This is a genomic window from Tabrizicola sp. (genome assembly GCF_036781545.1).
In the GTDB taxonomy this organism is placed as follows: Bacteria; Pseudomonadota; Alphaproteobacteria; order Rhodobacterales; family Rhodobacteraceae; genus Tabrizicola.
This window is the reverse complement of record NZ_DAIQAT010000105.1, coordinates 1-11,982: the sequence shown is the minus strand read 5'-3', so window position 1 is coordinate 11,982 and position 11,982 is coordinate 1. Positions and strand designations below refer to the sequence as shown.

The 11,982-nt window shown below is 66.7% G+C and carries 12 protein-coding genes and 1 pseudogene; 5 read left to right on the top strand and 8 right to left on the bottom strand.

What is annotated here, in order from left to right; translation table 11 throughout:
* The 3 genes and pseudogenes from V7Q39_RS14505 to V7Q39_RS14495 all read left to right on the top strand — a co-directional run.
* A pseudogene (locus V7Q39_RS14505) lies at window positions 1–294 on the top strand (transcriptional regulator); the annotation flags it as partial.
* Window positions 294–452: a heme exporter protein CcmD gene (ccmD, locus tag V7Q39_RS14500; RefSeq protein WP_443082525.1), complete on the top strand. Its 159-nt coding sequence runs from the start codon at window positions 294–296 to the stop codon at window positions 450–452. The pseudogene V7Q39_RS14505 and the gene ccmD, both read left to right, overlap by 1 nt.
* Window positions 445–984 carry a DsbE family thiol:disulfide interchange protein gene (locus V7Q39_RS14495; RefSeq protein WP_333817315.1) on the top strand — a complete coding sequence of 180 codons (540 nt, stop codon included), beginning with the start codon at window positions 445–447 and terminating at the stop codon, window positions 982–984. Before ccmD ends, V7Q39_RS14495 begins: the two co-directional genes overlap by 8 nt.
* Window positions 985–1,071: 87 nt before the next feature.
* On the opposite strand, the gene V7Q39_RS14490 is transcribed toward V7Q39_RS14495, so the two are convergent.
* Entirely contained in the window at window positions 1,072–2,223 is a 1,152-nt protein-coding gene (locus V7Q39_RS14490) for a Hint domain-containing protein (protein ID WP_333817314.1), read from the bottom strand.
* Window positions 2,224–2,866: 643 nt separating this feature from the next.
* Window positions 2,867–5,620, bottom strand: coding sequence for an aconitate hydratase AcnA (acnA, locus tag V7Q39_RS14485; RefSeq protein ID WP_333817313.1), 2,754 nt, complete (start codon window positions 5,618–5,620; stop codon window positions 2,867–2,869).
* 179 nt (window positions 5,621–5,799) lie between these two features.
* Between acnA and V7Q39_RS14480 the strand changes: the two genes are divergently transcribed.
* Window positions 5,800–6,492: a DUF1223 domain-containing protein gene (locus V7Q39_RS14480; RefSeq protein WP_333817312.1), complete on the top strand. Its 693-nt coding sequence runs from the start codon at window positions 5,800–5,802 to the stop codon at window positions 6,490–6,492.
* A 68-nt stretch (window positions 6,493–6,560) separates the two neighbouring features.
* Here the strand turns inward: V7Q39_RS14480 and V7Q39_RS14475 are convergent, their stop codons facing one another.
* Both V7Q39_RS14475 and V7Q39_RS14470 read right to left on the bottom strand, forming a co-directional pair.
* Window positions 6,561–7,445, bottom strand: a complete 885-nt coding sequence (locus tag V7Q39_RS14475) for a lysophospholipid acyltransferase family protein (RefSeq protein ID WP_333817311.1) — start codon at window positions 7,443–7,445, stop codon at window positions 6,561–6,563.
* A 13-nt stretch (window positions 7,446–7,458) separates the two neighbouring features.
* Complete coding sequence (locus tag V7Q39_RS14470; RefSeq protein WP_333817310.1) at window positions 7,459–8,334, bottom strand: DMT family transporter; 876 nt, start codon at window positions 8,332–8,334, stop codon at window positions 7,459–7,461.
* A gap of 351 nt (window positions 8,335–8,685) precedes the next feature.
* Here V7Q39_RS14470 and V7Q39_RS14465 point away from each other — a divergent pair, with 351 nt between their 5' ends.
* Entirely contained in the window at window positions 8,686–9,078 is a 393-nt protein-coding gene (locus V7Q39_RS14465) for a VOC family protein (protein WP_333817309.1), read from the top strand.
* Window positions 9,079–9,177: 99 nt separating this feature from the next.
* Here the strand turns inward: V7Q39_RS14465 and V7Q39_RS14460 are convergent, their stop codons facing one another.
* From V7Q39_RS14460 to V7Q39_RS14445, 4 genes are all read right to left on the bottom strand, one after another.
* The gene (locus V7Q39_RS14460; protein WP_333817308.1) at window positions 9,178–10,254 is read right to left on the bottom strand and encodes a flagellar motor switch protein FliG; all 1,077 of its coding nucleotides are present in this window, start codon (window positions 10,252–10,254) and stop codon (window positions 9,178–9,180) included.
* A 63-nt stretch (window positions 10,255–10,317) separates the two neighbouring features.
* Window positions 10,318–10,479 (bottom strand): adenylosuccinate lyase, encoded by a 162-nt coding sequence (locus tag V7Q39_RS14455; protein WP_333817307.1) that lies wholly within the window; start codon window positions 10,477–10,479, stop codon window positions 10,318–10,320.
* A 15-nt stretch (window positions 10,480–10,494) separates the two neighbouring features.
* Window positions 10,495–11,028: a tetratricopeptide repeat protein gene (locus V7Q39_RS14450; RefSeq protein WP_333817306.1), complete on the bottom strand. Its 534-nt coding sequence runs from the start codon at window positions 11,026–11,028 to the stop codon at window positions 10,495–10,497.
* Between the two features lie 97 nt (window positions 11,029–11,125).
* On the bottom strand, window positions 11,126–11,982 hold an 857-nt coding region (locus V7Q39_RS14445), incomplete at its 5' end, for a lyase family protein (RefSeq protein ID WP_333817305.1).

Sequence of the window (11,982 nt, the reverse complement as noted above, 5' to 3'; positions counted from 1 at the left end):
GCGATCGAGGACCCGGATACCGCCGCCGACCTGACCTCGATTCTCTGCCTCGTCGGCTCGGTCTTCGCGCTGCTTTCCCGCTATGCGGTGCTGTTCTGGAACCAGGGCCTGCACCAGGGCGCCTCGCTGTCGCTGGACGAGAAGGAGAATGTGGCCGATGTCTTCTGGCTGCCGCTTCTGATCTGCATCGCCGGGTTCATCCTCTTGTTCGTGACCATGGTCCTTCTCCGGACCCGGACGGAAATCCGCTCGCGGCGGCTGAAGGCGCTGCTGGCGCGGGAGAGGGTGGCGTGATGCCTGACCTGGGGAAATATGCGGGCGCGGTGCTGGGGTCATACCTCGTGACGGCGCTTCTGATCGCGGCACTGGTCGGGCTGACGCTCTGGCAGTCGGCGCGGATGAAACGGGCGCTGGCCGAGGTCGAGGCGCGGCAGGGGAAGAGCGATGGCTAGATGGCTGATGGCGCTGCCCCCGGTCCTGTTCGCGGGGCTGGCGGGACTGTTCTACGCGGGGATGTACCGCGACAACCCGGGCGAGCTGCAGTCGGTCTTCGTCGGCCGTCCGGCGCCGGTCCTGCCCGCGACGACGCTGCCGGGGATACCGGGCCTGGCCGATGCCGACCTTCGGACGGGCAAGGTCACGGTGGTCAACTTCTGGGCCACCTGGTGCCCGCCTTGCCGGGCCGAGCATCCCGTGCTGAAGGAGATGGCGGGGAAGGGGGTCCGGGTCGGGGGCGTCAACATCATGGACAACGACGCGAAGGCCGTGGCCTATCTGGCCGAGGAGGGGAACCCCTTCCTTGGCGTCGCGACCGATCCGAACGGGCGGAACCGGGTGGAATGGGGGGTGACGGCCCCGCCGGAGACCTTCATCGTCGGCGGCGACGGGACCGTCCTCTTCCGCTTCGTCGGGCCGCTGGTCGGAACCGATTACGAGACCCGCTTCGTGCCGGAACTGGAAAAGGCGCTGGCCGGGCAGAAGTAGTGTCCACCGTGGGCAGGTCCGCGCCCCCCAATGATTTCAAGGGGCTGCGCGCAGGCGTTCAGGATCTGTTAACCCGCGGGCAGCGCGTCAATCCACCCGTTCAAGGCCGACAGGTTCGACCAGCACCCTGCGGTTAGCCTGGCTGCGTTCCACCAGCTTGCGCGCAATCCGGCCCCTGACGAAGGGGCGCGCGCCCTGGGGCCGCTCCTGGGCCAGATCCGGGAAGAGCGCCAGAATCTCCTCGCGCGCTGCCGCATCCACCGCCGAGACCGCCTGGTCGCCCAGGTAGAAGCTCTCGGTCACGGCACCGTTCGACCAGACCAGTTCGTGCCGGTCGAACAGCAGATGGACATAGGTCACGGCCTGGCCCGGCGGCTCGACCGACACGCCCGGAAGGCCCAGAAGATGCTTGGCCGCGACCAGCACCTCGTCCTCGCCCGCCATCCGCCGGGCGATGCGCGAGCGCAGCAGGCAGCGGTGCTGCGGCGAGACCACCAGATCGCGCCCCGGCAGGTTGCGGCCAAGCGCACCCGCCGCGATGCGGATCGGGCGCAGGTTGGGGGCCTGCGCCAGGTCCTCTGCCGACAGCCGCCGCGTGCCGATCCAGCGCAGCCGCTGCACCCCGGCATCGACGGTCCGCACCGCGTCACCCACCATCAGCGTCTCGACCGGCACCTCGCCCGCGGGCGTCAGGATCAGCGTGCCCGCGGTGAAACAGGGCACCAGCGCCATGCCGTTCCCGCTCCCGAGGTCAAACGTGAGAAGCGCGTTGGTCTGGACATAGGCCAGCGGGTTGCCAAGGATCGCCTGCACCAGCGGCAGGCTGCCCAGGGGGCCGAGCGCCGCCACCAGGTTCGAGGCCAGCCCGTCCAGCAGCTGCGCTGGATCCGCCTCGGTTCCGTCCGGATTGTAGAATCGCAGGTATTGCACCCCCCCGACCGATAGCACGGCCACCTGCACCGGAGAGGACAGCCCGACTGTAAGGTCAGGGATCGGGAAGGGCAGATCGACCGTGACGCCGATCTGCGCCACACCCGTCGCGACCAGCGTGGCGGGCGCGCCCTGGAAGCTTGCCGTCTCGCCGAAATCCCATTCGATGTCGTTGTTGCTGTCGTTGACGGCGATTTCGCCCGACAGTCCCTGTTGCAGATTGCTGAAGCTGAGAATCTGATTGGATCCCGTCGTCAGCAAAGCACCGCCATTCTGGTAAAGCTCGACGGTCTGTTTGAGGGTCGCCATTTGGCACGCTCCATCCATGGTGATCAATCGGCCGGGAACCTGGCCGGTACTGACAAGCAAAGATGACAGAAAACCCTGTGGATACAGGATCATGCGACCCTAGGGCCGCCGTTGGCGATTTGTTTCTGACCTCCTCAGTCTATCGGAAGATTCTGGTAATAACAACCTTGGGTTGATTTTGCTCCAAGGGAAGTGCGGTCAGAATACCTTCCTTGAAATGTAAGAGAAAAAATCCTCCCCCCGCTGTCTCCAGCCCGCCGCAAGGGAATTTTCATGCCGCCTTTGGACTGCTGGTTCGTCTCACGCCGCGTGGGCCGAGCACCCCCGCACCGTCGATCCTGCCATCCGATGCGCGGCGGCTCGCAAAGTCAGGGACGTGACGGCCGAGACGAGATTTCAAATCAGGGCAAAGCCCAGGTTGAGCATCAGCGCAACGAGAAGGCAGAGATCGGCCAGAGCCGGGCGCAACGGCGCCCTTCGGGCTGCGGAGACCGGGGGGCGAAGCGGCGGGAAGCGGTGCGGCATGGGGCGAAGCCTTCTGGCTGGGAACAGGGCCAGATTGCGCGCCGAGGTGCGAACAAAAAGTGAAGGCCCGGCGGTCGACCGGGCCTTTCCAGGGAACAGATTGTTACGGCTTCCGGCCTCAGGACGCCGCGAGGTTCCGCAGCACGTAATGCAGCACGCCGCCGTTCTCGACATATTCGATCTCGATGGCGGTATCGATCCGGCACTTGAGCTGGATCACCTTCTCGGTCCCGTCGGTATAGCGGATGGTGCAGGGCACAAGGCTGAGTGGCTTCAGTCCGCCCTCCAGCCCGCCGATGCTGACCACCTCATCGCCCTTGAGACCCAGCGTCTTGCGGGTCTCGCCGGGCAGGAATTCGAAGGGGATCACGCCCATGCCGACAAGGTTGGAGCGGTGGATACGCTCGAAGCTCTCGGCGATCACCGCCTTCACGCCCAGAAGGGCGGTGCCCTTCGCCGCCCAGTCGCGCGACGAGCCCGCGCCGTATTCGATGCCGCCGAAGATCACCAGCGGCGTGCCCTGTTCCTGATAGGCCATCGAGGCGTCGAAGATAGAGGTCTGCTGCCCGTCCGGCCCCTTGGTATAGCCGCCTTCCACGCCGTCCAGCATCTCGTTCTTGATGCGGATGTTGGCGAAGGTGCCGCGCATCATCACCTCGTGGTTGCCGCGTCGGGCACCGTAAGAGTTGAACTCAGATACCGGAACCTGCCGTTCAATCAGATACTTGCCAGCCGGAGTTGAAGCCTTGAATGAACCGGCGGGCGAGATGTGGTCGGTGGTGATCATGTCGCCCAGAAGCGCCAGAACCCGCGCGCCGGTGATGTTCTTGATCACGCCCGGCGTCCTCGACATGCCTTGGAAGTAGGGCGGGTTCTGGATGTAGGTCGAGGTCGGCGGCCAGTCATACGTCTCGCTGTCGGAAACCTTCACCGCCTGCCATTTCTCGTCGCCCTTGAACACATCGGCATATTTCGACTGGAAGGCCTGCCGGGTGACGGTGGCGTGGACCAGATCGGCGATCTCCTTGTTGCTCGGCCAGATGTCCTTGAGGAACACCTCCTTGCCGTCCTTCGAGACCCCGATCGGGTCCTTGGTCAGGTTGACGTTCAGGTCGCCCGCCAGGGCATAGGCCACGACCAGAGGCGGCGAGGCCAGGAAGTTCGCCCGCACGTCGGGGCTGATCCGGCCCTCGAAGTTGCGGTTGCCGGACAGGACGGCGGTCGCGACCAGATCGTGATCGTTGATTGCCTTCGAGATCGCCGGATCGCCCAAGGGGCCGGAGTTGCCGATGCAGGTGGTGCAGCCGTAGCCGACAAGGTTGAAGCCGATGGCGTCGAGATCCTCCTGCAGGCCCGCCGCCTGCAGGTATTCGCCCACCACCTGCGACCCGGGGGCCAGTGAGGTCTTCACCCAGGGCTTCCGCGTCAGGCCCAACGCACGGGCCTTCCGCGCCACCAGCCCGGCGCCGATCATCACATAGGGGTTCGAGGTGTTGGTGCAGGAGGTGATCGCCGCGATGACCACCGAACCGTCGGTGATGGTATAGTCCTTGCCCTCGACCGCCACGGTCTTGCGCGCATCCTTCGGCGGGGCCAGCACCGCGCCGCCCTCGTCGACCATCTCCTGCGCGTCCTGACCCACGTCGATGCCGCGATATCCGGCCACGACCTTGTAGAAGCTGCGCGCGGCATCGGTCAGCGGCAGGTAATCCTGCGGGCGCTTCGGACCCGAGATGGCGGGGACGATCTCGCCCATGTCGAGATGCAGGGTCGAGGTGTAGATCGGGTCATAGTCCGGGGCGCGCCAGAAGCCGTTCTCCTTGGCATAGGCCTCGACCAGCGCGATGCGGCTTTCCTCGCGGCCCGTGTTGCGCAGATAGCGCAGCGTCTCGTCGTCGATCGGGAAGAAGCCGCAGGTCGCGCCGTATTCCGGGGCCATGTTGGCGATGGTGGCGCGGTCGGCCAGGGGCAGATGGTCCAGCCCCTCGCCGTAGAATTCGACGAACTTGTTCACCACGCCATGCTTGCGCAGCATGGCGACGACCTTCAGCACCAGGTCGGTGGCGGTGGTGCCCTCGACCATCTTGCCGGTCAGCTTGAAGCCCACGACTTCCGGGATCAGCATGGAAACCGGCTGGCCCAGCATCGCGGCTTCCGCCTCGATCCCGCCGACGCCCCAGCCCAGAACGGCAAGCCCATTGACCATGGTGGTGTGGCTGTCGGTGCCGACCAGCGTGTCGGGATAGGCCACCAGATTGCCGTCCTGGTCGGTGTCGGTCCAGATCGTCTGGGCCAGGTATTCCAGGTTCACCTGGTGGCAGATGCCGGTGCCGGGCGGCACCACGCGGAAGTTGTCGAAGGCGTTCTGGCCCCATTTCAGGAAGACGTACCGCTCCATGTTCCGCTCGTATTCGCGGTCCACGTTCATCTGGAAGGCGCGCGGGGTGCCGAATTCGTCGATCATGACCGAATGGTCGATGACCAGGTCGACCGGGTTCAGCGGGTTGATCTTCTGCGCATTGCCGCCAAGGCCCTTGATCCCGTCGCGCATCGCCGCCAGATCCACCACCGCCGGAACCCCGGTGAAGTCCTGCATCAGCACGCGGGCCGGGCGGTAGGCGATCTCGATCGGGTTCTGGCCGCCCTGCTTGCCCCAGGTCGAGAAGGCCTTGATGTCATCGACGGTGACGGTCTTGCCGTCCTCGAAGCGCAGCATGTTCTCCAGCACGACCTTCAGCGAGGCTGGAAGCTTCGCGAAATCGCCCAGACCCGCGGCTTCGGCGGCGGGGATGGAATAGTAGCTGACCGTCTGGCCCCCGGCTGTCAGGGTCTTGCGGGTTCTGGAAAGGTCATGTCCAACGGTGACGGTCATTCTCGTGGCTCCTGAAGAAGGCGGCTGCTGCGATGTTTGTATACCATTGTATGCCGAATATCCAGCCCCGGTTTCGGCTTTCCTTACAGCATATGACAGGTCTATCGCAAAACCTTGATTGGCTCGTGTCACCGCGCAATTCTATAACCGGGCAGGGGACAAGGATCAGGATACGCGACATGCGACATTTCGTCAGCGCCGCTTGCGGCCTTTTGCTCGCAGCGGTCCAGGTGCAGGCGGAGCCGGTGGTGGTGGTGGAGCTTTACACCTCGCAGGGCTGTTCCTCCTGCCCCCCGGCGGACGAGTTCCTGTCGATGCTGGCCTCGGACCCGCGCATCCTGCCCCTGGCGCTGCATGTCGACTACTGGGATTATATCGGCTGGGCGGACAAGTTCGCGCTGGCCCAGTTCACCGACCGCCAGCGCGCCTATGCCAAGGCGGTGGGCTCGCGCACGATCTACACGCCGCAGCTGATCATCGGCGGGGCCGACCGGATCGAGGGCTATGCGCCCGAGGAAACCGCCGAACGGCTGCGCGACCATCTGGGCGCGGGCACGCCGGTGCGGCTGACGGTGACGCGCAAGGGCGACAAGCTGGTGATCCGGGCCGAGGCCGACCCGCCCCTGACCGAACCGGTCCGGGTGCAGCTGGTGCGCTACAAGCCGGAAGAGACGGTGACGATCGAGCGCGGCGAGAATGCCGGCAAGACCATCACCTATCGCAACATCGTCACCTCCTGGGAGCGGCTGGAGGATTGGGGCGGGCAGGCGCCGCTGGAAGTCAGCGCGCCCTATGCGGGCGACGAGCCGGGTGCGGTGATCGTGCAGTCGGCAGGTCCGGCGGCGATCCTGGCGGCGGCGCGGGTGGACTGACGCGGGTGGATTGATTTGTAGAGTGCGTGATGTCACGCACCGTCGGATGGTGCGTGACATCACGCACCCTACCGGGCGCCCTTCCAGCGGCGGTGAATCCAGAACCATTGGCCGGGATGGGCCGTGACCCGCATCTCCAGCGCCTGCGTGACCTGCAGCATCATCGTCTCGGGGTCGCTGTGCGGGATGGGCGCGTCCAGTTCGACCCGGAAGCTCATCCCGTCCGGCTGGCGGGTGGCGAAGAAGGGGATAAGCTCTGCCTTCAGCCGCAGCGCCAGTTCCGCCGCCGACAGCGCGGTGCGGGCGGGGTGGCCGAGGAAGGGCAGCACGGGCGCGCCCGGCACATCCTGGTCGAAAAGCAGCACCAGTTGGCCCCCGTCCTTCAGGTGGCGCACGAAGCCCGCCGTTCCGGCCCGGCCTTGCGGGAAGACCGGACCGCCGAAGGCCTGCATCGTCCTGACGTAATGCGCGTTGAAATATCGGTTCGAGAGGTTGCGGTAGAGCCCGCCGATATCGAAGCCGCGGGCCACCAGCGCCGCCCGTGCCGCTTCGTAATTGCCGAAATGGCCCGAGACCAGGATTACCGGGCGCTTGTCGTTGCGCGCGGCGATCAGCGCGCCATAGCCCGGACCTTCCGGCTCGATCGTGCGGGCTCGGGCGGTGAAGGCGCGGGTCGAGTAGTTCTCGATCAGCGTGCGGCCCGCGTTGTCGAGCGCTGCTTCCGCGATGGCGTCCCGCTCGGCCTCGGGCCTGTCGGGCCAGATCAGCGCCAGGTTCTCGCGCGCCCGCGTGCCGTAGCCTGCAAAAGGCCCGATCACCCGCCGCATCAGCCAGCCCAGAAAGGCCAGCCGCGTGCGGTAGGGCAGCACCAGCGCCAGCCCGATCAGCCCGCGCGCCGCGAGGTTGACCAGAAAATGGTCGGGCCGGAAGGCTGGATCGCTGCCGTCTGCCATCGGGGTCCCTGTTTCAGGACGCGCGCGACGCCCGGGTTTCGCGATGCCAGACATAAAGTCCGGCCCCCACGATCACAAGCGCGCCGATCACCGTCCAGCGGTCGGGCCACTGACCGTAGAGCACCGCGCCCCAGAAGGTGGCGAAGACGATTCCCAGATAGGCGAAGGGCGCGACGATCCCGGCCTCGGTGATCGAAAAGCTGCGGATGATGCAAAGCTGCGCCCCGGTGCCGAGGCAGGCGATCAGCCCGAATTTCCACAGGTCGCCGATGGCCACGGGTTGCCAGACGAAGGGCAGGGCGGCCCCGGCGGCGATGGTGCCGAAGAGGGCGGCATAGATCATCGAGGCCCAGACGCTTTCCTGCGCGCCGATCTTGCGGGTGAGAAGCGCGCTGGTCGCATAGGACAGCGCGCAGGCCAGCGGCAGCACCGCCCACCAGCTGAACACCCCCGCCCCCGGCCGGATCACGATCAGCGCGCCGACCAGTGCCACGGCCACGCCGGCGATGCGGCGGGGGCCGAGCCTTTCCCCCAGAAACAGCGCCGCGCCCAGGGTGATCAGCACCGGGTTGATGTCGGTGATCGCGGTCGCCTCGGCCAGGCCGATATGCGGCAGCGACAGGAAGAAGAAGGTCGTCGCGCCGAATTGCGAGGCCGAACGCCAGAAATGCAGCACCGGAAAGCGGGTGCGCAGGACCGGGCCAATGCGGCGGCGCAGGATCAGGAGGACCAGGGTCAGCTGGCCCGCAAAGCGCACCCAGATCACCAGCGGCGCGGGATAGCGCTCGATCAGACCCTTGGCGGTGGCATCCATCGCGGTGAAGAGGACGATCGCGAGGATCATCAGGGCCACGCCGCGCGTGACGGAAGGAAGGGGGGCGGCGGACATGGCGGTGTTCTAGGGGCTGGGCACGGGGGCTGCAAGGGTGGGCGCAAGATGAAACGGAGGCGACGCCCGGGGCGGGCAAGGCCTGGACGGGATTCCAGAAAGGACCGTCCGGACCGCCGCGTCGGCATCTCGCCGATCGCCTCGTCGAGCCCTTCGTGCACTCGTCGGGTGCGCCGGGGCGAGGAGGGCACGACGTGCTCGACGAGCAGTCCATGGCGCTTCGCGTTCGGATGACGAATGGACCCTGTCCGGGACGCGGCAGGCCACCCTCGGAGAAGGGTCACGCGCTTGCCCCTCGCCCTGATAAGAGGGAAGCTGAGCTCAGCCGCTGTGCGAGGGAAGGGGACTGGCATGGACCTCAACCAGATCACGATCCCGGTGCGGGATTTCGAGGAGGGGGTCGCCTTCTGTTCGGCGCTGGGGCTTCGCCAGATCGTGCACAACCGCGATGGCGGATATGCCCGCTTCGAACTGCCGTCGGGCTCGACCACCCTGTCCATCTATGAGGACCGGACTGCCAGCCCCGGCGATGCCGTCCTTTACTTCGAGGTGGACGACGTGGACCGGACATATGCCGAGCTTTGTGCCGCCGGCCTTGTGTTCCAGACCGCGCCCACGGATCAGGATTGGCGCTGGCGCGAAGCGCATTTCACCGACCCGACCGGAAACCGGTTCTGTCTTTACCACGCCGGGGCCGAACGACGTTTCCCGCCGTGGCGCCTGGACACACCGAGAGAGAAGTAACCTTCACCGGCCCGCCCGTTGGAGTGGGTCGCCACCTGTCAGACACCTGCTGTCACGATCCGCGCCGCGTCTTGCCGCTTGCGCCAAGATCGGCCCCGCCTATTCCTCCTCCGGCTGGATCAGCGTGATCTCGCCAGTGGTCTCCAGCGTGCGGATCGCCCCGATGATGGCGGTCATCGCCTCTTCGGCCTCCTTCTCCTTCACCCGCCCGCGGCTGCCCATCTCCTCGCGCAGGCCCTGGGCCAGGCGCTGCGAGATGTTCGCCAGGATGAATTCCGCCGCCTCCTCCAGCCCCGGCTTGCCCACCGCCCCGGCGAGCGCCGTCACCAGCTGCGGCTGGTCCACCAGCCGGGTGATCTTCGGCGCGTCGCGCGGGTTCAGTCGCGCCGGGATGTGGACGAAGGTGAAGATCGCCTTCCGCACCTCGGCGGCGAAACCGGCATCCTCGGCCTCCAACCCCATGAGCACCTCGTCACGGGTCAGCGTGGGCGAGACGTTCAGGATCGCCCCCACCCGCTCCACCGGCCCCTGGTCGAAGGCCCGGGGAGGCTGGTTGTCCAGTTCCGCCAGCAGCGCCGCCCCGATCCGCCGCACCGTCTCGGGGTCGACAGTGCCGGTCATCGACACCGCATAGGCCACCCGCCGCGCCCGTTCGCCCGGCAGCTTGCCGAGGAGTTCCGCCGCCTTGCCCACCGGCAGTTTCGACAGCATCACCGCGCCGACCTCCACCGCCTCGTTCACCAGGATCGGCAGCAGCCGGTCGGGGGGAAGGGCAGTGATCCGCTCCCACGGGTCGATCTTCGAGGAGGTCGACGACATCCGCCGCAGCCGTTGCGCCGCGGATTGCGAGATATGGCCGTCCATCATCGACAGCGCCCCCTCGATCCCGCCGGGGAAGGCAAGGCCCACCGACTCCAGCTCGGTCAGGAATTCGGCGACCACGTCGTCCAGCGTCGCCCGGTCGATCAGCCGCATCCGGCCCATCTGCTCGGCCAGCGCGGCCTGCATATGCTCGGGCAGCGAGGCCAAGGGCAGCGAACTGCCTTCCGTCAGCAGGTATCGCACGATCACCGCCGCCTTCTGCCGCGGGGTCAGCGCCCGTTTCGGCGGCGGCGGGACCGAGACGATCCGGCGTTCCGGCGTGATCCGGGCAAGCGGCACCATATCCTGCGGCATCGGGTCCCCCGTCGATTCCTGTCGGACCGACCCTGACACCGCCGGGTTAACGCGGGCTTGACGTCAGCTGGTCGGTTTCTCGACGCAGGTCCCGGCACTCGCGTCCCAGACCATGCCCGCCATGCAGTTTGCGGCGGTCTGTTCGGCATGGCCCCGGCAATCGGCAAAGGCCAGGGTGGGCAGCAGGCTGAAGGCAAGGACGGCAAGGCTGAACACTGGTTTCATCGGGTCCTCCTCTGGTCAGAAAGTATAGGTCACTCCGGTCTCGATGGCGGTCGACAGGGCCTGTTCGGCCCAGCTGCCCGCCCCGCCATGCGCGCGGATCTGGGTGAGCTGACCCTGCGCCAAAGCCAGTTCGTCCATCTGCACCAGAAGCTGGCCATAGTAGCTGCGGGCGAGGATGTTGCCGGGCTCCAGCGCGATGGCGCGCTCATAGGCGGCGATCCCCTCCTCGACATGGCCGGTCTGGCGCAGAAGGAAGCCGCGGTAGGTCATCACCCGGCTGGTCTCGCCCTCGGTCATCGTGGCAAGGACCTGCGCCGCGTCATCGTAGCGCCCGGCATAGGCCAGTTCCCGCACCGCGCCGAAACGCTGGTCGTCGTTCAGGCTGGACTCTTCGGCCTTGATGCAGGTCTGGGTCTTCTCGTCCCAGACCGTGCCCGTCTCGCAGTCTGTGGTCGTTTCGGTGGGGGTCGGCGGCTGGCTGTCGTCGCTGCCCGCCGCCAGGGCGATCTGCGGCGCCAGGGCCAGGGTTGCGGCAAGGATCAGGCGCATCGGCTTTCCCTTCGGCGGTTTTCCGAAAGGTAGCACGATTGACGCCCCGGCAAGAGCGGAAATTCGGCAGGCCGTCCTGTTCGGCTCCGCCCGCGACCTAGCCGCCGAACACCCGCGCGAAGATCGTGTCGACATGCTTGGTGTGGTAGCCGAGGTCGAACTTCTCCTCGATCTCCGCAGGGCCAAGGGCCGCCGTCACTTCCGGGTCGGCGAGCAGTTCGGTCTTGAAATCCGCACCCTTCTCCCAGACCTTCATCGCGTTCCTCTGCACCAGGCGGTAGGCATCCTCGCGGCTGACCCCCGCTTGGGTCAGCGCCAGAAGCACGCGCTGGCTCATCACCAGGCCCTTGAACTTGTTCAGGTTCTTCAGCATCGTCTCGGGGTAGACCACCAGCTTTTCCACCACCCCGGCCAGCCGGTGCAGCGCGAAGTCCAGCGTGATCGTCGCATCCGGGCCGATCATCCGTTCCACGCTGGAATGGCTGATGTCGCGCTCGTGCCACAGCGCCACGTTCTCCAAGGCCGGGACCACCGCCATCCGCACCAGCCGGGCGAGGCCGGTCAGGTTCTCGGTCAGCACCGGGTTCCGCTTGTGCGGCATCGCCGACGACCCCTTCTGCCCCGGCGAGAAAAATTCTTCCGCCTCCAGAACCTCGGTCCGCTGCATGTGGCGGATTTCGATGGCGACGTTCTCGATCGAAGAGGCGATCACCCCCAGAGTGGCGAAGAACATCGCATGGCGGTCGCGGGGGATGACCTGCGTGCTGATCGGCTCGGGCGTCAGGCCCAGCATCTTGCAGACATGCTCTTCCACGCGGGGGTCGATGTTAGCGAAGGTCCCGACCGCGCCGGAGATCGCACCCGTCGCCACCTCGGCCCGCGCCGCGACCAGCCGGGCCCGGTTGCGCGACATTTCGGCGTAGAAGCGGGCGAAGGTCAGGCCCATCGTCGTCG

Bases quoted from the DNA above. Each gene is read 5' to 3' on its own strand.
- ccmD (WP_443082525.1), top strand. From the start codon at position 294: ATGCCTGACCTGGGGAAATATGCGGGCGCGGTGCTGGGGTCATACCTC.
- V7Q39_RS14495 (WP_333817315.1), top strand. From the start codon at position 445: ATGGCTAGATGGCTGATGGCGCTGCCCCCGGTCCTGTTCGCGGGGCTG.
- V7Q39_RS14490 (WP_333817314.1), bottom strand. From the start codon at position 2,223: ATGGCGACCCTCAAACAGACCGTCGAGCTTTACCAGAATGGCGGTGCT.
- acnA (WP_333817313.1), bottom strand. From the start codon at position 5,620: ATGACCGTCACCGTTGGACATGACCTTTCCAGAACCCGCAAGACCCTG.
- V7Q39_RS14480 (WP_333817312.1), top strand. From the start codon at position 5,800: ATGCGACATTTCGTCAGCGCCGCTTGCGGCCTTTTGCTCGCAGCGGTC.
- V7Q39_RS14475 (WP_333817311.1), bottom strand. From the start codon at position 7,445: ATGGCAGACGGCAGCGATCCAGCCTTCCGGCCCGACCATTTTCTGGTC.
- V7Q39_RS14470 (WP_333817310.1), bottom strand. From the start codon at position 8,334: ATGTCCGCCGCCCCCCTTCCTTCCGTCACGCGCGGCGTGGCCCTGATG.
- V7Q39_RS14465 (WP_333817309.1), top strand. From the start codon at position 8,686: ATGGACCTCAACCAGATCACGATCCCGGTGCGGGATTTCGAGGAGGGG.
- V7Q39_RS14460 (WP_333817308.1), bottom strand. From the start codon at position 10,254: ATGCCGCAGGATATGGTGCCGCTTGCCCGGATCACGCCGGAACGCCGG.
- V7Q39_RS14455 (WP_333817307.1), bottom strand. From the start codon at position 10,479: ATGAAACCAGTGTTCAGCCTTGCCGTCCTTGCCTTCAGCCTGCTGCCC.
- V7Q39_RS14450 (WP_333817306.1), bottom strand. From the start codon at position 11,028: ATGCGCCTGATCCTTGCCGCAACCCTGGCCCTGGCGCCGCAGATCGCC.